This is a genomic window from Kitasatospora sp. NPDC032121, assembly GCF_055580145.1.
Window position 1 is genome coordinate 258,786 of sequence record NZ_JBVILX010000010.1, and the last position, 21,025, is coordinate 279,810.

The following is a 21,025-nucleotide window of genomic DNA, read 5'->3' on the forward strand; positions in this document are numbered from 1 at the left end:
ATCACGGGAACTCCGGTGCCCGGCCGAGCAGTACAGGGCATGACCACGACCTCCCTTCCCCGCCGCAACGCCCTCCGCGCCCTGGCCGTCGCCGTCGCACTGGTCGGCGCCTCGACTCCCGCCTTCGGCAGTGCGGCCTTCGCCGCCGAGCCGGAGACGTACACCCTCACGATCAAGCACCTGGACCGCGCCGGCCAACCGGCCGGGAAGTACCGCACCCACATCAGCGGGGTCTTCGAGGCCGGGGTCGAGGAGTTCCTCGAGCAGCAGGACGCCTCCGGGGTCACGACCATGCGGCTGCCCAGGGGCCGGTACCTGCTGGACAGCACCCTGCCCGACGGCCCGGAGGCGGGCGGCCCGGCCTGGACGGACTGGGTCGTCCAGCCGCGCCTCGACCTCGACCGGGACACCACCGTCACCGTCGACGCGCGGACCACCGCCCCCGTCGACGTCCGGCCCCCGGACGGCACCGCACGGTTCCTGCAGAGTTCGATGTTCGTCGAGGTCACGCACGAGGGTGTCACCAGGAGCGCCAACATCGGCAACAGGTCGACGAACCTGCGTGTGGCCCACCTGGGGCCCGAGGCCGAGGCCGGGACGGTCAATCAGTGGTACGACGCGCACTGGGCGACCGAGACCGGCGGCTACCTGCTCGGCCAGACCTTCTCCGGCACCCGCGCCCTGACCGGGCTCGCCCGGCAGTACGCCGCGCAGGAGCTGGCGACCCTGAACATCCGTGGCGCCGCCGGGCCGGGCAGCAACGGAACCGCCCTGCTGAGCGTCCTGCCGAGCACCGGGACGGTCGCCGGCGCCCCCCGGGTCATGAAGACGCCGGGCACCGCCACCTTCCTCGTCGCGCCCGAGCGCGGCACCTGGGACATCGGTGTCACCGTCCCGGGCGCCGACGACGTGACGCGGAACCACTACGCCGCCGACCGCGTCGCCGTACGGGCCGGGACGACGACGACCCACACCTTCGACGGCCCGGTGTTCGGCCCGGCGCTCACCGAGCGTCCCGCCGTCTCGCGCGACGGCGACCGGATCACCGCCGACGTCCCGCTGCTCGCCGACGGCGACGGCCACGCGTCGTGGAGCCCGTCGTTCGACACCGCGTACACCGCGCTGTACCGCGACGGCGTGCTGGTCGGCACCGCGTCCGCCGCGCCCGGGCGCGGCGAGTTCACCGTGGCCCCGGGCCAGGGCTCGTACCGTCTGGCCACCACGGTGACCCGCAAGGCCGCGGCCGGCGCGACCACCCGCGTGAACGCGTCCTGGACCTTCGCCTCGGCCACCACGGCCGGGCCGACGGCGCTTCCGGTGAGCGTGGTGCGGTTCTCCCCCGATCTCGGCCTGACCGGCACCGCGACGGCCGGCAGCCCGCTCCGGATCCCCGTCACCGTCCAGGGCGCCGCCGCCGACGGCCGTACCCGTTCGCTGACCGTCTCGGCCTCCACCGACGGCGGCGCCTCGTGGACCCGCCTCCCGCTGGAGGCCGGTGCCGTCACCGTGCAGAACCCGCCGGCCGGCACCGCCGTCTCCCTGCGCGCCGAACTGACCGACACCGACGGCAACACCCTCGAGCAGACCATCGCCGACGCCTACCGCACCCGGTGACGACGGCGAACGCCTGAGACGGCGCCGGCCTCCTCGATCGAGGAGGCCGGCGCCGTCTTCTCTTCCCATGCCGTTCCCGGGTCTCCGTCCACTCGCTCCCTCGACTCCGCTTCCGGATTCACACTTCGGTGCCTCAACCGTGCTGCTTCTGCCAGGCGTTGACGATCTGCTGGCCGGTGAGCGGCCGGGCGGGGAGGGGCTTCACAGGGGCTAGCTATTACCCTAGGGGGGTAGGGTATGTTCGAAGTGAAGCAGCCGCCCGGGCCGTCCGGTCGGCGCCGGACACCCATGACAGGAGCACACCCATGAGCGAGACCACTGTCACCGTCGAGTCCGCCACCACCGAGGCCTCCTCCTGCTGCGGTTCGTGCGGCACCAGCGCCGGTGCGGCGCCGGCCGCCGAGTCCGCCCGGGCCTCGGTGTTCCAGGTCAAGGGCATGACCTGCGGCCACTGCGTCTCCTCGGTGACCGCCGAGCTGAAGAAGATCGACGGCGTCGAGGACGTCGCCGTGGACCTCGCGACCGGCCGGGTCACCGTCGGCAGCACCCTTCCGCTCACCGACTCCGACGTGGCCGCCGCCATCGACGAGGCCGGTTACGACCTGGTCGGCCGCGTCGAGGGCTGACCCGCCCGCGTCGGCCCGGGCGGGGCACCACCACGCCCGTTCGGGCCGACTCCCCACCACCGCGCCGCCGGTAGAGTGAGGGCACGCCTCACCGCACAGGAACCGGAGACGGCTATGGCCAGCTACAGCTCCCACAAGGACGACTTCCTCAAGCGGCTCCGCCGCATCGAGGGCCAGATCCGTGGCCTCCAGCGCATGGTCGAACAGGACACCTACTGCATCGACGTCCTCACCCAGGTCTCCGCCGCCAGCCGCGCCCTCCAGTCCTTCGCCCTCCAACTCCTGGACGAGCACATCGAATGCTGCGTCCGCGACGCCATCGCCGAGGGCGGCCAGGAGGCGGGCACCAAGATCCGCGAGGCCAACCAGGCCATCGCCCGCCTCGTCAGGTCCTGACCCGACCCCGATCCGGCACCCGAGGCACCCGAGGCATCCACAGCACCCAAGGCGCCCGAAGCACGACCCCCGGCTCCCGGCAGCTCCCGCGCCGGGAGCCGGAGCCGTTACGGGGTAGGGGTATGCCCGGCGGTCAACCGCCTTACCGGGCAGTCGAATCGGGGCGATCAACCGTGGAGTCGATCGAGTTCGTCCGCCGACTGGACGGCCTGGTCCACCGCTTCGACCCGGACGGCACCTTCAACGGCCGCCCGTCCTACCGGCGGCGGGGCCTGGACCTGCGGTGCCGGTGGCCGCCGGACCGGGGCTGGTGCGCGGTCGATGCCGACGGAGTGCCCAACTCCGGCCCCCTACCGGCCGCGAGCCGACACCGGGAGCACCCGCCCACCGGTCCGTGGCGCAGCTGGAAGGCGGGCAGGTCATACCTCCACGGCCTGCGCCGAGTCGACGGAGAGCCACCGCGCTGACGCCGCCGCCACGGCCGACCTCCAGGCTCGGACCTGCTCAGACCCGCTCAGATCTGCTCAGACCCGCTCGAACCTGCTCAGACCTGGCCGAGCGGACGGTGCGGGCCGTCCGGGAGCGTGACGGTGACGGGGTCGCCGGGGCGGACCGGGCCGCCGGCGCGGACGGTGCCCATGATTCCGGCGCGGCGCACGATCGTGCCGTCCGCGGCGCGACCGACGACCTGCTTGAGCAGCCCTGGCCGGTAGTTGTCGATCTGGGCGCACGGGTTGCGCAGGCCGGTGATCTCCACCTCGGCCTGCGGGCCGATCCGCAGCACCGCGCCGACCGGCAGGCCGAGCAGGTCGACGCCCTCGGTGGTGATGTTCTCGCCGAGCGCGCCCGGCCGCACGTCGAAGCCCGACTCGCCGAGTTCGGCGAGCAGTTCACGGTGGATCAGGTGGACCTGACGCAGATTGGGCCGCGTCGGGTCCTGCGCCATCCGGGACCGGTGCTTGACCGTCGCCCCGGCGTGCACGTCCCCCTCGACGCCCAGCCCGGCGAGCAGCATGATGCCGTCGCGGTTCGTCTTGGTGAACGAGTACTCGGCGTTGCTGCTGACCGCCACTACGGTGCCGCTCATGTTCGGGCCCTCCTCGCGGACGCACGTTCGATCGGCCAGGAGCCTACTCCGCCGCGGCCGTACGGTCAGCCCTCCGAGGGCGCCCGCAGCAGCGGCGGGCACGACCTCGTCCAGGATCTCCTCCGTCCACCGCGGGCGGGGCCGACTTCACCGGGCTCTCGGTCGGCTACCGGGGCGGGCCGCTCGGCCGCGACCTCGACGACACCACCGGCATCCGGGCCGGCGACCGCGCTCCCGACGCGCCCTGCACCACCGCCGACGGCACCCCGCCCCGACTCTTCGACCTGTTCCGGGGCCCGCACTTCACCCTGCTGACCGTCGGCGAGCACCCGGCGCCGGCCGACGTCCGCGAGAACGCGGACCCCGCCGCCCCCGGCCTGCGCCGGGCCGCCGTGCTGGACCCCGAGGGTCACGTCGCCCGGGCGTACGGGCTGCGCGGCGACAGCGTCGTGCTGGTCCGCCCGGACGGCTACGTCGCGCTCACCGGCGCCACCGCCGACCGGGCCACCGTCGCCGCGCAGCCGGCGGGCTACGCCCCGGTCGGCTGAGCCCCGGTCGGCTGAGCCCCGCCGGGCCGAGCCCCGGCCCCGTTCCCGCCGCGCGCCGCCCGCTCGTCCGCGTCGGCGAACCACAAGTAAACCGGCGCGAGCCCGAGTTCGAGCGCCATCAGCACCAGCTGGAACCAGTGCGGCCGGCCGTCGACCACGATGGACAGCACCCGCGCGAGGCCGCCCAGCAGGAACACCGCCGCCAGCCACCGGACCGTCCGGGCAGGCACCGGCGCCTGCCGGGCGGCCTGGATCCAGGCCACCCCGTACCCGGCGAAGACCGCCCCCATGAAGCGGCCGAAGCTGGCGGCCGTCGGCCCGGCGTCCGCGACGCCGGGCATCGCGGCGTTCCCCAGCAGGATGTGGACGAAGCCGATCGCCACGCAGGCGACCCCCATCGTCCACGTGAGCACCCGTAACGCCTTGGCCATGACCCACCCACCCGTTCCAGAGGTCTGGTTGACACTGGTTGACACGTGTCTACTAACCTGCGCCGACAAGTAGACGCGTGTCAAGTAACCTGGCGCGCATGCCAGTCCACGAACGACGCCGGCGCCTCTCCCCCGCCGAGCGACGCGCCCAGCTGCTTGCCACCGGCGCCCGGCTCTTCGCCGAACGGCCGTACGAGGACGTGCTGATGGAGGAGGTCGCCGAGAAGGCCGGGGTCTCCCGCGCGCTGCTCTACCGGCACTTCGCGAGCAAGCACGACCTCTTCGCCGCGGTCTACCGGGAGGCCGCCGACGGCCTGCTCGCCAGGACCCGCTTCGACCCGGCCGACACCCTGGTCGAGCAGCTGGTGGAGGGCATGGACGCCCACCTGGACTACTTCATCGCCAACCGGCACGCCGTGCTCGCGGCCAACCGCGTGCTGGCCGGGGACCAGGTGATCCAGACCATCATCGACGAGGAACTCGACGCCCTGCGCGGCCGGCTGCTCGGCGTCCTCCCGCTCGCGGACGAGCGGGCGCGGCGGGCGGTGTCACAGGTCCTGCGCAGCTGGCTGGTGTTCGTCCGGGTGCTGGTCATCGACTGGCTGACCGAGGAGAGCTGCACCCGCACCGAGCTGCGGGACGTCTGCGTCGGCGCCGTGCTGGGCGCGCTCCGGCCGCTGCTGCCCGCCGATCCGGCACCCGACTGGGGGCGTCCAGGGCATACCATCGGGGCGTAACGGGGAGAAGCGCCACAAGCATCCAATTACCTATGAATATACGACAATTGAACGCTTCGACTCCCCTCGACCAGCCGGACCTCCGAACCCGCGAAGGGACCCATGGACTCCGTCACAGCCGCCCCCCGGACCACCCTCCCGCCACTCCACCGGCTCCCCACCACCCCCGCCCAGCCGCCCCACCCCACCACCCTCCCGGACGGCACCCCCGCGTGGCTGATCACCCGCTACCACGACGTCCGGCAGGTCCTCGGCGACCCCCGGGTCACCCGGGCCGACCTGCATGACGTCGGCACCGCCGGCACCACCGCCGACGTGGCCGCCAACCCGGCGTCCCTGTTCAACCAGGACGGGCCCGCCCACCGCCGACTGCGCGGCACCGTCCAACGGGCCTTCACCCCGCGCGCCATCGCCGGCTGGCAGCCGTGGGTCGCCGCCGCCGTCCAGCAGTCCGTGGACCGGTTGGTCGCCGCCGGGCCTCCGGCCGACCTGGTCCCCGCGTTCGCCCGGCCGGTGCCGTTCGCCGTCACCACCCGGCTGATGGGGCTCGACGGGGACGGGCCGGACCACCTGGACGAGGAACGGCTGCACCGCTGGACCCTCGCCCTGCTCGCCCAGGGCGAGGACCCGGGCGACGGGCCGGACAACGGGCCGGACGACAGGCCGGGCAACGGGCCGGAGCAGCAGGCGGGCGCCGACCACGGCGACACCCTCGCCGAATTCGGTGCCTTCATGGCCGAGTTGGTCGCCCGCCGGCGCCGCGAGCCCGGCGACGACCTGGTCAGTCGGCTGGTCCGGGCCGCCGACCAGGACGGCGGCGTCCCCGAGGACTCCCTCGTCTTCCTGGTCGCCGGACTCACCGCCAGCGGCAACGAGAGCGTCGCCGGGGCGCTCGCGAACGCCCTGGTGTACGTGCTCGGCGAACGCCCCGAGCACTGGCCGCTCCTCGCCGACCCGGTCGTCGCCGAGCACACCGCCGAACGCCTACTGCACTACATCCCGCTCGGCGACGACGAGGCCACCGTCCGCCGCACCATCGCGCCGATCGAGGTCGGTGACGTCACCATCCCGGCCGGCTCGGTCGTCGCCGTCAGCCTCGGCAGTGCCAACCGCGACCCGGCCGTCTACCCCGAGGGCCTCCACACCGACCTCGGCCTCCCGCTGCCCGCCCCCACCCTGGCCTTCAGCTCCGGCCCGCACTACTGCATCGGCGCCTGGCGGGTCCGGCTGGAGATGCGCGAGTCGCTGCACCGCCTCGCCACCGCGTTGCCCGGCCTGCGCCTCACCACCCCCGTCGCGGAACTCGCCTGGCAGCTCGGCAGCACCACCCGCAGCCCGGCCCGCCTGCCGGTGGGCTGGTAACCCGCAGCCGACCCGAGCCAACCCGCGGCCAGCCCGAGCCAACCCGCAGCCGACCCGGGCCGACCCGCGGCCGATCCCCGCCCGACCCGCGACCGGGAGCACCCTCGGCGCCCCGCTCGGCGTCAACCGTCGAGCAGGGCGCCCAGCCAGAGCTCCCGGCGCCGCTCGATGTACTCGGCGTCACCGCGCCAGACCTCCCCGTGCCCCTCCTCCCAGAGCCTCGCCCAGGGCTGGACGCCACGACCCGCCCGGTCCCGCAGGAAGTCGTGCATGGCCCGGGTCCGCGGGCCCAACAGGGGTACCAGAGCGCGCCGTTCGGCCTCGTCCAGCCCGTAGGCGTCGACGAACACCCGCAGCCGGGCCGCCGCGTCGGCGTCGGCGAGCCGCCGGTCCGGCTGCGCCGACAGCGGCAGGAACCCGTGCAGCGCGTACGCGAGGTCCCACAGGCGGGTGCCGGGGGCGGCCGTGTCCCAGTCGATGAAGGACCACTGGTGCTCGGCGCCGACCACGAGGTTCCACGGGGCGAGGTCGTTGTGGGCGATGATGTCGGCGCCGTCGGGCGGCATCAGCACCTGCCAACGGGCGTCCGGCGGGGGCGTGAAGTCCCGGACGGCGTCGTGGAACTCCCGGATCAGGCGGGCCACCCCGGCCAGCCGCTCGGACCGGTCCAGCAGGTGGAAGCGGTCCGGCCAGAGCACCCGGCCCGGCTGGTACGTCAGCACCTCGCGCCCCTGCGCGTCGAGGCCGAGCGGGCGCGGCGCCGCCCGGTACCCCACCGCGTGCAGGTGCTCCAGCAGCGCGTGCACCGCGGGCGTCCACGGCCCGGCCGGGCGCCGCACGGTGTCCCCGACCCGGACCACGCCGGCGCTCGTGTTCCCGCCGGACAGCGGTTCTTCCTCACCGGGCACGAACAACTCCTCGCCGGGCACGGGCGGTTCCTCACCGGGCACGGGCGGTTCCTCACCGGGCGCGAACAACTCCTCACCGGGCACGGGCGCTTCCTGGGCCGACGAGGCCGGCGGCCGCTCCCCCTCCCGGCTCATCCGAACAGCACCTCCCCCAGCGTCCCGCCCTCCGGCACGCCCGGCAGCACGTAGGCCACCGCCGAGGCCGTGTGCTCGACGAAGGCGTTCAGGGCGTCGCGCGCGGCCAGCCGGTTCTGGACGCGGGTGAACTGGGCCGGGTCGCGCATGAAGGCGCAGAACAGCAGGCCGCGGTCGCCCGGGCCGTCGTCGTAGTTGTAGCCCCGCCGCAGCATCCGGGCGCCGCCGTCCAGCCGGGGGCTGGAGAGGCGGACGTGCGCGGTGGCCGGGATGACGTACGAGCCGTCCGGGTTCTTGGCGTAGATGTCCGGCTCGTCGTGTTCCGCCGTGCCGGTGAGCGGGGCGCCGTCGCCGGCCCGGCGGCCCATCACCTGTTCCCGGCGGTCTCCGGGGAGGGCCGCGAAGGCGGCGGTGTCCATCCTGATCCGGCGGTAGACCAGCACCGTCCCGTGCTCGTGCGGCCCCGGCGGCCCCCAGACCCACTGCCCGCTCTGCTCGCCGTCCGGGTTCGCCGTGCCGTCCTTGAAGCCGAACAGGTTGCGCGGCGTGGCGCCGCCGGCCGTCCGGGCCAGGAAGCCGGACTGGGTCCACCGCACCGTCGCGCCCGCCGCCCGGGCCACGGCGTCCACCTGCTCGGCGACCACGGACAGCGGCCAGCGGTCCGCCGCGCAGAGCTGGAGCACCAGGTCGCCGCCGCCGCGCGCCGGGTCGAGCCGGTCGCCGGGGAAGGCGGGCAGCTCGGTCAGCAGCACCGGCGGAACGTTCAGCCCCAGCCGGGCGGCGAGCCCGGGCCCGACCCCGACCAGGCTGCTCAGCCGGGCCGGCGGGGCTCCCTGCAGCCGCGCGTCCGCCGGGCTGCCGCCCGACGCCTCGGCCAGCAGCCGGGTCAACTCGCCGAGCAGGCCGCGCAGGGCGGCCCGTCCGTCCGAGGTCGCGGCGGGCGCCAGGTCGAGGGCCAGCAGCTGGGTGGCCGGCTGCTGCGCGACCGTCACCCCGGCCTGCCGTTCGCCGTGGAAGGACACCGGGGGCTGCTCCGGCGGCGCCTCCCGTCCGGTCCCGCCGCCGTGGCGGCCGCCGCCGTCCAGGGCCAGCGCCGTGACGCCGGCGCCGATCCCGGCGGCCGCCAGCGCCCCGCCCGTGATCAGAGCCCTTCGCCCCACACCGGTCCCGACGGTCGGTGGCTGGTCCTGCGCCTTTCCGGCTTCGGCATGCATGGGCGACATTGGAGACGATAGAACACGCCGTATGCAACTTTTGACCACACGTCATCCCGACCCGACCGCAACTCCCCCACGCGGGGCCCGTACCGTCAGCCGGCTGCCCGCGCTGTTCACCGCCGCCGTGCTCGCCCTCGTCCCCGTTCTCTCCGGCTGTTCCTCGGGCGGCTCGTCCTCCTCCGACGCCAAGCACCCGGACGGCCCGGTCATCCGCGTCCCGCAGCACTTCCCGACCATCCAGCAGGCCGTGGACGTCGCCCGCGAAGGGGACACCGTGCTGGTCGACCCGGGCACCTACCGGGAGAGCGTCCGGCTCACCAAGCCCAAGATCGTGCTGCGCGGCAGCGACCGCAACACCGTCGTCCTGGACGGCGGCCTGCGGCTGGTCAACGGCATCACGGCCTCCGGCCCCGGCTCGGTGGTGGAGAACCTCACCGTCCACGGCTACCTCGCCAACGGCGTGCTGTTCACCGGTGTCACCGACGAGAAGCTCCAGCAGCACGGCGCCGGCGGCTCCGCCTACAACCCGCTGGACACCGTCCGCTTCCCGGTCGTCCAGGGCTTCCGGGCCAGCAACGTCACCGCGTACAACAACGGCCTGTACGGCATCTACGCCTTCGACGCGCGCGGCGGTGTCATCGAGAACTCGTACGCCTCCGGGGGCGCGGACTCCGGCATCTACGTCGGCCAGTGCAAGCCCTGCGACACCCTGGTGCGGGGCAACACCGTCGAGCGCAACGCCGTCGGCATCGAGATCACCAACGCCTCCGACGGGCTCACCGTGGTCGGCAACCGGGTCACCGGCAACCGGGTCGGCGTCACCGTCAACTCCAATGACCTCGAGGCCCTCGCCCCGCAGCACGGCGCGGTGATCGTGGGCAACGTCGTCACCGACAACAACGCCACCGACACCCCCCAGCAGGCCGACGGCGCGTACGGCATCGGGATCGGGATCGGCGGCGGTACGGAGAACCAGGTGCGGCGCAACCTGGTCCAGGGCAACCGCGCGGCCGGCATCGTCGTCACCGACCCGCCCGGGCACCCGGCGAGCGGCAACCGGATCGAGGGCAACCGGGCCACCGGCAACGGCACCGACCTGGTGCTGGCCTCCGCCGACCCGGGCAACTGCTTCACCGGCAACCAGCCGGGTGTCCAGAGCCCGGACGGCCTGGAGACGCTGGCGGGCTGCGCCGTCCAGGGCCGGACCGCCCCGCCGTTCGGCCGCACCAGCCCGGTCCAGTCACCGCCCGGCATCCCGTTCAGCCAGGTGCCGGCCCCGCCCGCCCAGCCCTCGCTGCCGGACCCGGGCGCGCCCGGCGTCCCGGCGACCGACCTGCCGGGCCCGGTCGACGCCGGCGCCTACCCGCTGCCGGAGTCCGCGGACGCCCTCCCAAAGCACTGACCCCCGCCCCCGTCCGGGCTCGCGCTCGCGCGGGCCCGAGGGGGCGGACGGCCGTGCACGGGCCGGGCGGCCGCGCCGCCCCCGACCGGCGGCGCCCTGGTCGCGGGAGCCGCCGGCGGCTTCATGAACGCGGCCGCCGGGGTGGGCGGCCCGGCCGTCTCCCGGTACGCCGTCAACACCGGCTGGACAGCCCGGGAGCTCCTGCCCGACGCCCGGCTCCACGGGGTGGTGGTGAACGCCTTCTCGCTGGCCGGAAAGGGACTGCCCACGCCGTCCGGGCCGGCCCGGTGGCCGGTGGCCGCGGCACCCGCGGGCGGCGCGGTGGTCGGCCGGCTGCTCGCCGACCGGGTGCCCGAACACCGCGCCCGGCCGGTGGTGCCGGGCCTGGCCCCGGCCGGCGGGGCGACGACGCTGGTCAAGGGCGTCTCGGGGCTCGGCCGAACGCCCGGCGGGAGCGCCGGCGCCCGGAACCCGGCGGAAGCCGGAACCCACCGGACACTCCGGACACCCCCGGATGAGCCCGACACCCTTGCCGACACGGAAAGTTCGGGACACCCCGGGCAGTTCAGAAACCACCCGAACAGTCCTCCGCGGACATGACATACTGCGTCGGTGACCTCAGCTGACGTGGCCGAAAAACCGTCCAAGACCCGCCCCCAACTGGGCCGGAAGTTCAATCTGCTGTGGTCCGCGTCGGCGATATCCTCGGTCGGCGACGGCATGCGGGACTCCGCCCTGCCGCTGCTGGCGGTGGCCGTCTCCGACTCCCCCAGTGCGGTCTCCGTGGTCTCCGTCGCCGCGTCGCTGCCCTTCCTGGTGATGTCGCTGTACGGCGGGGTGCTCGCCGACCGGGCCGACCGGCGGCGGCTGATGTGGACGATCGACGCCGCACGCGCCGTCGTCGTCCTGGGCTTCGCCGGCTGGGTCTTCCTCGCCGATCCGCCCCTGGTCGCGCTCGCCGCGCTGGCCTTCGTGCTCGGCTGCGGCGAGACGGTCTTCTCCAACGCCGCCACCTCGGCCGTGCCCGAGCTGGTCCGACCCGACCAACTCGACGCCGCCAACGGCCGGATGCAGGCCAACATGCTGGTCGGCGGCAACCTGGTCGGCCCGCTGCTCGGCTCGGCGCTGTTCGCCGTGGCCGTCGCCTCCCCGTTCACGGTGGACGGCGTGTCCTTCGCGCTCGCCGCCGTCCTGGTCGCCGCCACCGGCCGCTCCACCGCCCCGCGCACCCGGGCCGACCGCCGACCGGTGCTCACCGAGATCCGCGAGGGCGTCGACTGGCTGTTCCACCACCGCGACGTGCGGATGCTCGCCGTGCTCTCCACCCTCGGCGCGCTGGCCTGCTTCATGGGCACCACCATGATGGTCCTGATGGTCACCAAGGTCATCCACGCACCGGCCGCCTCCTACGGCATCGTGCTCGCGGCCGGCGCCATCGGCGGCACCGCCGCCAGCACCCTGGCCGGCCGGCTCAGCCGACTGCTCGGCCGGGGCACCCGGATCGCCCTCGCCTTCCTGCTGATGGGCGTCTCGCTGATCCTGATGGGCCTGAGCACCTCGGTGGCCGAAGTGGCCGCGCTCTACGGCGTGATCGGCTTCGGGATCGTCACCTGGAACATCCAGGCGATCTCGCTGCGCCAGCAGGCCGTACCGAAGGAACTGCTCGGCCGGGTCAACAGCTGCTACATGCTGCTGAGCCGCCTCGGCATCATGACCGGCGCCGCCCTCAGCGGCTGGATCGCCTCCGCCGTCAGCATCCGCACCCCGCTCTTCGTCGGCGGCGCCCTGCTGCTGGTCCTGCTGGTCGCGGTGCTGCTCCTGCTCCCCCGGATGACGGCGCTGGAGGCCGCACCGGCTCCGGCCGGGACCGAGGCCGGGCCCACCGCCGCCGCGGACTCCGGGGAGTAGCGTCCACGGCGGCTCCGACGGGGGGAAGTTCGCGTCCTCCCGCTCAACGCCCCCGGTCCGCGGGTATGGTGGCCAGGGGGTGCACCGGGAAGCCTGGTCGGCGAGCAACTGCCGCCCGTCCTGAGGAGAGCCGTGAACGCCAACCGCCCCACCGCCGCTGACCGGTCGACCACCTCGGACGTGACCGACACCGAAGTGCCCGACACCGAAGTGCCCGACCCCGACGCGCCTGACGCCGACGCGCCGGACACCGGCACGCTCGACGCCGACGCGCCGCCGGTCGGCCTCGGCCCGCTGGTGCGGATCGACGGCGCCTGGTTCATCGGCGACCACGGGAGCAGGGCGTACCTCGCCGTCCTCCCCGAGGGGTTCGAGCACCGCGTCGCCGGGCACGAGCCGTTCCTGGTGCCGTGGAAGCGCCTGATGAGTCTGCAACTCGCCGTCACCAGCGGCCGGTTCCTCAGCACACCGGTCGGCGGCCTCCTGGCGGGCGGCCACCGCTCCGCGATCGGCGCCCACGGCTCCTGCCTGCACGCCATGGTCCGGCACCCCTACGACAGGTGGAGCCCCCGGTTCGTCCACCACCGGCGCTGGTACCCGGCGCCCGAGATCACGGTGCTGCAGCAACTGCTGGGCGACATCGTCGATCTCGGACGCGTCGACCGGCTCGGCGACGACGCCTGGCTGTCCTCGGTCGTCGCGGAGCTGGCGACGGACCCGCTCCTCCGCAGGTGGCGGACCAGCAAGGCCCTCGCGGAGGGCGTGAAGGAGCTGATCACGCGCGGGGCGTGACCGACGGGCGACTGTCGGGCGGGGTGGCAGCCCGGGCGGGGGCCGAGACGAGGGAGGCCAGGGCCGGGGTCGCGGCGAGGACGAGGCACAGTGGCAGCGGGAGGCGCTCGGCGAGCAGGCCGGCCAGTGCCGTTCCGGCAGAACTCCCCGCGTTGAAGCAGGCGTTGACCCAGGCACCGGCCCGGGTGTGCTGGCCGGGCTCGGCGAGTTCGTCGGTGAGCAGGTAGGCGGTGGTGAGGGTCGGGGCGACGGTCAGGCCCGCCAGGGCGGCGGTCGCCGCGAGGAGCGGGAGCGTCGGGGCGAGGGCGGTCAGGGCCAGTGCGCCGCCGAAGGCCGCGGAGAGGACGGCGAGCCGGACCCTGGCCGGAGCGCGCCAGTCGAGGGAGCCCAGGGCGAGACCGCCGACCGCACTCCCGGCCGCCAGCGCCGCCTCCACCCAGGCGGCGCCGGCCGGCTGCCCGTGCCGCTGGGCGAAGACAACCGCCAGCAGGCCGAAGGCGCCGAGTCCGGCCCCGGCGCCGGCCGCTGCGGCGAGTGGCTGGCGGGTCCGGGACAGCAGCCGCCAGGGGCGCGAACGGTCAGCGGCCGCAGGTGTGTTCACGGACGCCCGACTCGGCCCGCCGCGCACCGAGGCGGCCAGGGCGAGGGTGCCGGAGAGGACCAGGACGGCGCCCAGCACCAGCCCGAGCCCCGGGCGGGCCGTCCCGGCCGCGATCAGGCCGGCCAGCAACGGGCCGGTGACGTACAGGAGTTCCTCGGCGACGGTGTCCAGACTGTAGGCCCGTCGGCGCAGTTCGGGATCGGGCAGCAGGGCGCTCCAGCGCGCCCGGGTGACCGGCCCGAGGGGTGGCGCGAGCACACCGGCCGCCACCGCGAGGGCGAGCAGGGCGCAGTACGGGACGCCGGGACGCCAGGTGGCGGCGGCCAGGGCGAGCAGCACCAGCGCGTACCCGGCCGCCATCGGCGGCAGCGCCCGGCGCGGGCCGTGGCGGTCGACCAGCCCGGCCCGGACGGGCGAGAGCAGCACGTTGGAGCCGGCGAACAGCGCCGTCAGCCAGCCGGCCCGGGCGTACGAGCCGGTCGCGCCGGTGACGGCCAGCAGGAGCGAGAGCGGGACGATGCCGTAGGAGAGGCGGCCGATCAGGGCCGCGCCGAAGAGCCGGACCGCGCCAGGGGTGCGCAGGACCGTCGCGTAGGACGAAGACATGGAGGGGTTCCTCGAAGGTTGGCGCGCACCGCGCGCCGGTGTACCGGGACGCCGAAGGGCCGCACCACCGGGGTGCGGTCGCCGTCTGGGGCCCTAGTCACGAGAGAGGAACACGGGGCCATGCTAGGGCACTTCGGTGCGGATCTCGCACAGGAGGTCGAACGGGCCGGCTTCCACCGACCTCCCTCCTCATGGACAGATCAACAAATCCCCGGTAGCATCTGCTGACAGGTCGACAGATTCGGACGCGCGGTGACGTTGCGTTCCGGTCGACCCTCGCCGGGTGGCACCGCGAGGCCTCGCCCTCGCCTCCGAGCCGGGCGCCGGATCGCTCCCCCGTCGATCCGGCGCCTCTCCCCGACGGGTCGTGCGCCGGGGCCGCTCCGCCCTCACACTCCACCCTCAGGCGCCACCCTCACGCCGCAGCCGTGCCGGCCGGGTTCACAGGGCCAGGTCGACGGCCAGGCAGTTGTAGAACTTCCAGGCGCTCTCCGGGTCGTACGCGGAGTTCGCCGCACCGCCCGGGCCGGCCGCGGCCTCCTCGGTCATGTCCTCGAAGCGGATGCGCTCGGGAAGGGTGCCGTAGCGCGCGTGCCGCGCCTCGGCGGCGGGGTCGCCCGTGGGCCGGTTGCTCATGGTCGCTCTCCAGATCGCCGATCACGGACGGCGCCCGCACGGCGCCGGAGACGGCCTCAGGATGCACTCCGACTCGTCACCCGTCAAGGTGGTGATGGCAGATTCGGCCAACACACCTGCCCGCCACTCGTTCACACGTGTTTGGCCGATTCCGCACTCCCCGCACCCTGTCGACGGTGTCAGGATCTGCTCCCAGTCGGGCCCGGCCGACGGGCCGCGCACCGGCTTCCAGGCAGTTCCGCCACACACGAGAAGGTGGGTCCGCATGTCCACACCCAAGCTCACACCCAAGGCGAAGCTCCGCGGCGCAGCCGTGGCCACCGCCCTGGCCGCCGCCCTGATCGCGCTCGGCGCGGGCTCGGCCGAGGCCGCCGGCTGGCCGCCACTGGAGCCGGGCGCGCACCTCTACTCGGCCACCGACGGACGGGGAGCGGTGACCACCGTCGACCTCGCCGACCTCGGCACCTGCCACACGCTGTCGACGCCCGCCCGCTCGATGCAGATCGCCGACGGCGCCGCGTCCGTGGTGCTGTACCCGGGCGCCGACTGCACCGGCCCGTACGCGTGGGCCAGTGGCTCGCTGGCGCAGTCCAACCTCCCGATGGCGGCCCTGAGCTACCGGGTGGTCCCGGCGTAGCGACGCCCGGTGCGGCGCCCCCCGGGCGTCGCACCCCCTCCCGACCGTCACTGCCTTGACAGGTGACGCCGATGTCCGGCAATCTCATCACCTGTCAGGGTGGTGACGGTATCGGTGATGCCGGCCACCCCATGCCGAACACCTGGGAGGGATCTGTCGTGGTGAGCATCAAGGGCCGACGCGGACGGCTGGCGGCGAGCGCGGTCTCGGCACTCACGGCGGGCCTCGCCCTGTGCGCCTTCACCCTCGGCGGCGCCGCCGACGGCGCGACCGTGACCGACGCCTTCGGCGACCGCGCCAGGCCGACCATCGTCCTGGAGCACGGCGCCTTCGCCGACGGCTCCAGCTGGAACGGCGTCATCTCCGCCCTGCGCGCCGACGGCTACCCGGTGGTCGCCGCGGCCAACCCGCTGCGCGGCCCGGCCTCCGACGCCGCCGCCCTGCGCACCGTCCTCGACCACGTCAGGGGCCCCAAGATCCTGGCCGGCCACTCCTACGGCGGCAACGTCATCAGCCAGGCCGCCGCCGACGACCCCGAGGTCAAGGCCCTCGTCTACGTGGCCGCCTTCCTGCCCGCCCCGGGGGAGAGCGCCCTGGAGCTGACGAACAAGTACCCGGGCTCGACCCTCCCGGACGCCCTCGACCCGGTCGCCCACCCGCAGGCCGACGGCACCACCGCCACCGACCTGTACATCCGCCAGGACGCGTTCCGCCACCAGTTCGCCGCCGACGTCCCGGCCGGCCAGGCCGCCCAGATGGCCGCCGGACAGCGGCCCATCGCACAGGCCGCCCTGACGGAGAAGGCCACCTCCGCCGCCTGGCTGACCAAGCCCAGCTGGGCCGTCGTCACCACCCAGGACCTCAACATCCCGGCCGCCGCGCAGCGCTTCATGGCCGAGCGCGCCCACGCCGCGACCACCGAGGTAGCCGCCTCGCACTCGGTCGCGGTCTCCCACCCGCGCCTCGTCGCGGACGTCATCGAGCGGGCCGCCCGCGCCACCGCCCGCTGACGGCCCTTCCAGCCCGCATGCCCGGTACCGCCACCCGGCGGTACCGGGCACAGCCGTGTACGGGGCGGCACACGGGAGCTCGGCCGGCGCGGACCGACAGGAAGGAGCCGTGGGCACACGGTGGAACCGGTCAACAGGTGGCTCATCGGCCGCCCCACGCGCACCAGGCCCCCCGGGCGCTGCTCGACCTGGTCGAGGCGGCCCTGGGCGCCGGCCTCCCCGAGCAGGCTCGTCGGCACGCCCTGGCCGCTCACGAGGCCGGTCCGCCCGACCTCTCCCCCCGTCTCGCCCTGATCACATACGGCGCGCTCGCGTTGACCTCCGAGGACCCGGCGGACGCCGACGAGTGGTCCCGCCGCGCCGTCGGCTCCCACCTCTACCGGGCGTTCCCCGAGCTGGGGATCACGCTCGCGCCGCCCTGCGCGACGCCCTCGGCCGGGTGGCCGCTCCCCGGAGGCGTGACCCGCCACACTTGTTCGTCACCACCTTGACAGGTGACGGAGCCCCATGGAAATCTATCGTCACCGGTCAGAACAGTTACTCTCGATGAGGACACCCACCATGGCAGTCGTACGGTTCCATCTCGTCTCCACGCTCGACACCGAGGGCGTCCTGGCGGTGCTGACCGACTTCAGCCCCTCCCGCTCCGAGGCCTGGCCGACGATCGACGCCGAACACTTCGAGGTCCACGCGCTCGGCGACACCTGGGCCGAGGTCACCGAGGGAACCGCCGCCGCCTGGGAACGCGCCCGCTACGACTGGGAGCCCGGCGGCGACACCGTCACCGTCACCACCCTCGACTCCAAGCTCTTCGGCCCCGGCGGCGGTTGGGTCTTCCGGATGACCCCCGAGGACGACGGAACCCGGGTCGACGTCCAGCTGACGCGGCAGCCGGACACCCTCAAGCGCAGGATGCTCGCCGCCCTGCTCCCCGTCGCCGCTCCCCCGGCCCTGCGCAAGTCCTTCGCGGGGCCCCTGCAGGCCAAGTGACCGCCACTCCGAGGGGCCGACAGCACCCGCTGTCGGCCCCTTCGGCATTCCCCTTCGCCGCACGGTGATCCGACGGGCCGTCCGGCGCACCGCCCTCGCGTCGGCGCCGACACGAAAAGGCCCGGCCCGCGCCGAGGGGCGCGGGCCGGGCGGGCACCGGAGGGGATCAGGGCCGGGAGGGGATCAGTGCCGGGAGGGGAGGACGCAGCGGAAGCTGGAGGCGGCGCCGGTGTCGCCGTAGCCCCGGTAGCGGGACACCTCGGGGTAGCGGCACAGGTCGCGGCCGACGGTCTGTCCGGCCGCGTCGATCAGACCGGCGGACAGCGTCCGGGGCGCCTTGCCCTGCTCGACCCAGGTCACCAGCGCGGCGAGGTCGTCGACCGTGCCGGCGCCCTTGTTGAGGCCGCAGTGGGCCGCTCCCGGGACGAGGAAGAGGCGGTAGAAGTCGTCGACCCGCTGGGTGCCGCCCATCGTCCGCTCGACCTGCCGGCGGTAGTCGACGGTGCCCTGGGTGGGGATGAACTGGTCCGCCTGACCGTGCCAGCTCAGGAGCTTGCCGCCGGAGTCGCGGAAGGCGGAGAGGTCGGGGTCGTCGGTGCCGATGATCTCGTCGTACTCGGCCCGGGACTGCTCGAACAGCCGGGTGAACTGGTCGTAGGTGATCGTCGAGACGTCGAACGACGGCTGCTTCTTCAGGAAGGTCGTCGCCCAGAGCCGGGGCACCGGGAACGGCGCGCCCTCCAACCGGCCGTCCGGGCCGAGCACGGTGCCGGCCAGCCCCGTCAGGTCCGCGCCGACCGGGACGCCGGACCACAGCTTCCGGCCCGACGTGCTCCGCGGGCCGTCCCAGATCTTGCGCACCACGGCCGCGTCGGCCGCCGTGATGGTCAGCTCCTTCCCGTCGCAGACCACCGTGGTGCCGATCAGCCGGCGCGGGTCGAAGTCACATCGCGACGCGTCGTTCACCAGGCCGTCCCTGGCGCCGTCGAGCGGGTCGCAGGCGGCGACGGCGGCGTCGGTGAAGGCCTTGAACTCGCAGGCGGACGGGTAGGTCTTCTCGTTGTTCATGACCACCTGCGGCCACAGCGTGGCGACCTCGAACTCGTCCCAGTTGACGCCGGGCGCGGCGGCGAGGATGCCGTCGAAGTCGTCGGGGAAGCGCTGGGCCTCCAGGTAGCCCTGGCGCCCGCCGGTGGAACACCCGTTGAAGTAGGAGTAGGAGGCCCGCCGGCCGAAGTGCGCGGCGACCACCTGCTTGCCGAGGATCGACGCCTCGTGCTGGGAGCGGGACGCGAGGTTCTTCAGCAGCGCGCGGTTCACCTCGCCCTTGGCGTCCAGCGCCCAGCCGACGTCGACGGCGTCGCCGAGCCCGCCGTCGGTGGTGGTCGCGGCGTACCCGTTCTTGACCGCGGTGCCCATTCCGACGCCGTTGTCCCCGACCGCGAAGGCGCTGCCACCGAGCGCCTGGAAGCGGCCGTTCCAGTCGCTGACGGGAAGCCAGGTCAGCACCTTGGCATGGTCGTTGTCGCCCGGGTGGGTCAGGGTGACGGTCACCTCGCAGAAGGCCGGGACACCGGTGACCGTGCCGCCCACCACCCCGGCGCCGTCGATGGTGCCACCCTCGCGCCGGAGCGCCGTCACGGACTCCACCGCCGTGCCGGCCGGGGCCCGCACGGACGGCGCCGTACAGCTGAACGTCGTGGGTGCGGCGGCACTCCGGGTGTCCGCCGCCGCCATCGGCAGGTTCACGGCGGCCAGCGCGGCGCCGGTCGCCAGCACGATCAGGAGTCTCTTCATGGGTGTCCCGTCCAAGTGCGTTCGGTGGAAAAGGATTCGGTCGAGAAAGGGGCGTTCGGAAGCCGGGGTGTCGAGCGGGGGGATGACTGGGGGCGATCGATGGCCGGCGGTGATCGGGACGTCAGGAGTCGGTCCGGTCCCGGGACAGCCACCGGGCGTGGTGCCGCTGCGCCCAGGCACGGCTGACGTACCCGGTGCGCATCCCGCGCCTCGCCTCCGGGTCCTGGAACGCCTTGCGCAGATGGCCGTACAGCACGAGGGCGATCGCCCAGGCCAGGACGTCGTGGACGAAGATCGCGCTGGTGCGGGAGACGAACGGCAGCAGGCCCCTGAACCACATCAGCAGACCGGTGGCGGCCATCACCAGCACGGCGCCGGCGATCCAGCCCGCGAAGAGCTTCTGCCCGGCGTTGAACTTGCCGGCCGGGCGGGCCTCCGGCCACGTCCAGCGCCTGCGGACGGCCCGCAGCCACTCGCGGTCGTACGGTGCGAAGCGGTTGAGCCGGCGCAGGTCCGCGCGGAACTCGGCGCAGAGCAGCCCGAGCAGGAGGGGCAGCGGCAGCAGGATGCCCGACCACTTGTGGACGGTGGCCACCAGGAAGCGCCGCCCGACGAGTTGGGCCAGCGGCCCGAGGTACAGGCAGGCCGCGGAGGCCAGGCAGAGCAGCATCAGGATGCCGGTGGCCCGGTGGACCATTCGCTCGACGGCGCCGAACCTGCGGACCCGGTCCGGGGGTTCAGGCCGCTTCGGGGCGTTGGTCGGCTTCGTCGAGCCAGCCGTCGACGGCATAGCCGCGCTCCTCCCAGTAGCCGGGGACGACCTTGTCGGTGACCGTGATGCCGGACAGCCACTTGGCCGACTTGTAGAAGTACATGGGTGCCACGTAGAGGCGGACCGGTCCGCCGTGCGCGTGGGTGAGGGGCTTGTCCTGCATGTTCAGCGCCACCAGGACGTCCGCGCGGCGGGCCTGTTCCAGAGTGAGGCTCTCGGTGTACTCGCCGTCGAAGCAGGTGAAGCGGACCGCCGCGCCCGGGGACCGCACTCCGGCGGCATCGAGGAGGACCGCCAGCGGCACCCCCTCGAACGGGGTGCTGTTCACCCGCCAGCCGTCCGTGCAGAGCACGTCGCGGACCACTCGGGTCTGCGGCATCGCGCGCAGTTCCGCCAGCGTGTACGTCCTCTGACGTTCGACCAGTCCGTCGACCCGAAGTTCGTAGTCGCTCTCGTCCTTGTGCGGCACCGAGCCGACGACGCTGAAGTACCGGAAGCCGCCGGGGTTGGGCAGCAGCCCGGTCAGGCCGGTCGCGTCCTTCTCGGAGGCGACGGACAGCGCCTTCTCCCAGCCGCGCTGGAGGTACGGCGCCGCGGCGAGCCCCGCGGCACCCGCACCGAGCATGCCCAGGACCGCGCGCCTCCCCACGGGTGCGCCCTCGGCCCTCCGCTTCGGTTTTCCCGCCATGGTCACTGCGCTCCTTCGGGGTGGCGGCGGTCCCGGTGGGCGGCCGCCCACGGCCGGCCCGGTCGCGGGCGGTTCACACGTGTGAACACGATCGAGCCACCTCGACCCCGTCACCGGTTCAACTG

The 21,025-nt window shown here is 74.1% G+C and carries 24 protein-coding genes; 15 read left to right on the forward strand and 9 right to left on the reverse strand.

Annotation, left to right across the window (positions count from 1 at the left end; translation table 11 throughout):
* The first annotated feature begins 39 nt into the window (after positions 1–39).
* The 4 genes from ACZ5OX_RS24810 (at position 40) to ACZ5OX_RS24825 (ending at position 3,103) form a co-directional block, all read left to right on the forward strand.
* Positions 40–1,614, forward strand: coding sequence for a serine protease (locus tag ACZ5OX_RS24810; RefSeq protein ID WP_465633040.1), 1,575 nt, complete (start codon positions 40–42; stop codon positions 1,612–1,614).
* Between the two features lie 305 nt (positions 1,615–1,919).
* The gene (locus ACZ5OX_RS24815; RefSeq protein ID WP_465633042.1) at positions 1,920–2,240 is read left to right on the forward strand and encodes a heavy-metal-associated domain-containing protein; all 321 of its coding nucleotides are present in this window, start codon (positions 1,920–1,922) and stop codon (positions 2,238–2,240) included.
* Between the two features lie 114 nt (positions 2,241–2,354).
* Positions 2,355–2,636 (forward strand): metal-sensitive transcriptional regulator, encoded by a 282-nt coding sequence (locus ACZ5OX_RS24820; RefSeq protein ID WP_380355567.1) that lies wholly within the window; start codon positions 2,355–2,357, stop codon positions 2,634–2,636.
* Positions 2,637–2,809: 173 nt separating this feature from the next.
* Positions 2,810–3,103: a hypothetical protein gene (locus ACZ5OX_RS24825; protein ID WP_465633044.1), complete on the forward strand. Its 294-nt coding sequence runs from the start codon at positions 2,810–2,812 to the stop codon at positions 3,101–3,103.
* Positions 3,104–3,180: 77 nt separating this feature from the next.
* Here ACZ5OX_RS24825 and ACZ5OX_RS24830 read toward each other — a convergent pair whose 3' ends face one another.
* Positions 3,181–3,723, reverse strand: a complete 543-nt coding sequence (locus ACZ5OX_RS24830; protein ID WP_465633046.1) for an MOSC domain-containing protein — start codon at positions 3,721–3,723, stop codon at positions 3,181–3,183.
* 212 nt (positions 3,724–3,935) lie between these two features.
* On the opposite strand from ACZ5OX_RS24830, the gene ACZ5OX_RS24835 reads away from it, so the two are divergent.
* Positions 3,936–4,271, forward strand: a complete 336-nt coding sequence (locus tag ACZ5OX_RS24835; protein ID WP_465633136.1) for an aromatic-ring hydroxylase C-terminal domain-containing protein — start codon at positions 3,936–3,938, stop codon at positions 4,269–4,271.
* Here the strand turns inward: ACZ5OX_RS24835 and ACZ5OX_RS24840 are convergent.
* Positions 4,253–4,702, reverse strand: a complete 450-nt coding sequence (locus tag ACZ5OX_RS24840; protein WP_465633048.1) for a DUF4345 domain-containing protein — start codon at positions 4,700–4,702, stop codon at positions 4,253–4,255. The genes ACZ5OX_RS24835 and ACZ5OX_RS24840 overlap by 19 nt on opposite strands.
* Positions 4,703–4,800: 98 nt before the next feature.
* On the opposite strand from ACZ5OX_RS24840, the gene ACZ5OX_RS24845 reads away from it, so the two are divergent.
* Both ACZ5OX_RS24845 and ACZ5OX_RS24850 read left to right on the forward strand, forming a co-directional pair.
* Positions 4,801–5,439, forward strand: a complete 639-nt coding sequence (locus tag ACZ5OX_RS24845; protein WP_465633050.1) for a TetR/AcrR family transcriptional regulator — start codon at positions 4,801–4,803, stop codon at positions 5,437–5,439.
* 102 nt (positions 5,440–5,541) lie between these two features.
* Complete coding sequence (locus ACZ5OX_RS24850; RefSeq protein WP_465633052.1) at positions 5,542–6,801, forward strand: cytochrome P450; 1,260 nt, start codon at positions 5,542–5,544, stop codon at positions 6,799–6,801.
* Positions 6,802–6,923: 122 nt separating this feature from the next.
* On the opposite strand, the gene ACZ5OX_RS24855 is transcribed toward ACZ5OX_RS24850, so the two are convergent.
* Together ACZ5OX_RS24855 and ACZ5OX_RS24860 are read right to left on the reverse strand one after the other, a co-directional pair.
* Positions 6,924–7,688 (reverse strand): phosphotransferase enzyme family protein, encoded by a 765-nt coding sequence (locus ACZ5OX_RS24855; protein WP_465633138.1) that lies wholly within the window; start codon positions 7,686–7,688, stop codon positions 6,924–6,926.
* Positions 7,689–7,840: 152 nt separating this feature from the next.
* Positions 7,841–9,058, reverse strand: coding sequence for a Dyp-type peroxidase (locus ACZ5OX_RS24860; RefSeq protein ID WP_465633054.1), 1,218 nt, complete (start codon positions 9,056–9,058; stop codon positions 7,841–7,843).
* A 31-nt stretch (positions 9,059–9,089) separates the two neighbouring features.
* Between ACZ5OX_RS24860 and ACZ5OX_RS24865 the strand changes: the two genes are divergently transcribed.
* The 4 genes from ACZ5OX_RS24865 (at position 9,090) to ACZ5OX_RS24880 (ending at position 13,163) form a co-directional block, all read left to right on the forward strand.
* Complete coding sequence (locus ACZ5OX_RS24865; RefSeq protein WP_465633056.1) at positions 9,090–10,463, forward strand: right-handed parallel beta-helix repeat-containing protein; 1,374 nt, start codon at positions 9,090–9,092, stop codon at positions 10,461–10,463.
* Between the two features lie 123 nt (positions 10,464–10,586).
* Positions 10,587–11,063: a hypothetical protein gene (locus ACZ5OX_RS24870; protein WP_465633058.1), complete on the forward strand. Its 477-nt coding sequence runs from the start codon at positions 10,587–10,589 to the stop codon at positions 11,061–11,063.
* A 12-nt stretch (positions 11,064–11,075) separates the two neighbouring features.
* Entirely contained in the window at positions 11,076–12,371 is a 1,296-nt protein-coding gene (locus tag ACZ5OX_RS24875; RefSeq protein ID WP_465633060.1) for an MFS transporter, read from the forward strand.
* 132 nt (positions 12,372–12,503) lie between these two features.
* The gene (locus tag ACZ5OX_RS24880) at positions 12,504–13,163 is read left to right on the forward strand and encodes a hypothetical protein (RefSeq protein ID WP_465633062.1); all 660 of its coding nucleotides are present in this window, start codon (positions 12,504–12,506) and stop codon (positions 13,161–13,163) included.
* Here ACZ5OX_RS24880 and ACZ5OX_RS24885 read toward each other — a convergent pair.
* Both ACZ5OX_RS24885 and ACZ5OX_RS24890 read right to left on the reverse strand, forming a co-directional pair.
* Positions 13,147–14,370, reverse strand: a complete 1,224-nt coding sequence (locus tag ACZ5OX_RS24885) for an MFS transporter (RefSeq protein WP_465633064.1) — start codon at positions 14,368–14,370, stop codon at positions 13,147–13,149. The two genes, ACZ5OX_RS24880 and ACZ5OX_RS24885, sit on opposite strands and share 17 nt — an antisense overlap.
* A 441-nt stretch (positions 14,371–14,811) precedes the next feature.
* Positions 14,812–15,006 carry a hypothetical protein gene (locus ACZ5OX_RS24890; protein WP_465633066.1) on the reverse strand — a complete coding sequence of 65 codons (195 nt, stop codon included), beginning with the start codon at positions 15,004–15,006 and terminating at the stop codon, positions 14,812–14,814.
* A 265-nt stretch (positions 15,007–15,271) separates the two neighbouring features.
* On the opposite strand from ACZ5OX_RS24890, the gene ACZ5OX_RS24895 reads away from it, so the two are divergent.
* From ACZ5OX_RS24895 to ACZ5OX_RS24910, 4 genes are all read left to right on the forward strand, one after another.
* Positions 15,272–15,643 (forward strand): hypothetical protein, encoded by a 372-nt coding sequence (locus tag ACZ5OX_RS24895; RefSeq protein ID WP_465633068.1) that lies wholly within the window; start codon positions 15,272–15,274, stop codon positions 15,641–15,643.
* A 158-nt stretch (positions 15,644–15,801) separates the two neighbouring features.
* On the forward strand, positions 15,802–16,653 hold the full coding sequence (locus tag ACZ5OX_RS24900; protein ID WP_465633070.1) for an alpha/beta fold hydrolase: 852 nt from the start codon (positions 15,802–15,804) through the stop codon (positions 16,651–16,653).
* Positions 16,654–16,790: 137 nt separating this feature from the next.
* Complete coding sequence (locus ACZ5OX_RS24905) at positions 16,791–17,144, forward strand: hypothetical protein (RefSeq protein ID WP_465633072.1); 354 nt, start codon at positions 16,791–16,793, stop codon at positions 17,142–17,144.
* A 70-nt stretch (positions 17,145–17,214) separates the two neighbouring features.
* Entirely contained in the window at positions 17,215–17,643 is a 429-nt protein-coding gene (locus ACZ5OX_RS24910) for an SRPBCC family protein (RefSeq protein WP_465633074.1), read from the forward strand.
* A gap of 183 nt (positions 17,644–17,826) precedes the next feature.
* On the opposite strand, the gene ACZ5OX_RS24915 is transcribed toward ACZ5OX_RS24910, so the two are convergent.
* The 3 genes from ACZ5OX_RS24915 to ACZ5OX_RS24925 all read right to left on the reverse strand — a co-directional run bounded on the left by ACZ5OX_RS24915 (position 17,827) and on the right by ACZ5OX_RS24925 (position 20,900).
* Positions 17,827–19,440 carry a tannase/feruloyl esterase family alpha/beta hydrolase gene (locus ACZ5OX_RS24915; RefSeq protein ID WP_465633076.1) on the reverse strand — a complete coding sequence of 538 codons (1,614 nt, stop codon included), beginning with the start codon at positions 19,438–19,440 and terminating at the stop codon, positions 17,827–17,829.
* 121 nt (positions 19,441–19,561) lie between these two features.
* A complete protein-coding gene (locus ACZ5OX_RS24920) occupies positions 19,562–20,230 on the reverse strand; it encodes a cytochrome b/b6 domain-containing protein (protein ID WP_465633078.1) in 669 nt (222 codons plus the stop codon).
* Positions 20,178–20,900: a molybdopterin-dependent oxidoreductase gene (locus ACZ5OX_RS24925; RefSeq protein ID WP_465633080.1), complete on the reverse strand. Its 723-nt coding sequence runs from the start codon at positions 20,898–20,900 to the stop codon at positions 20,178–20,180. The genes ACZ5OX_RS24920 and ACZ5OX_RS24925 overlap by 53 nt, the downstream gene beginning before the upstream one ends.
* Positions 20,901–21,025: the final 125 nt, after the last annotated feature.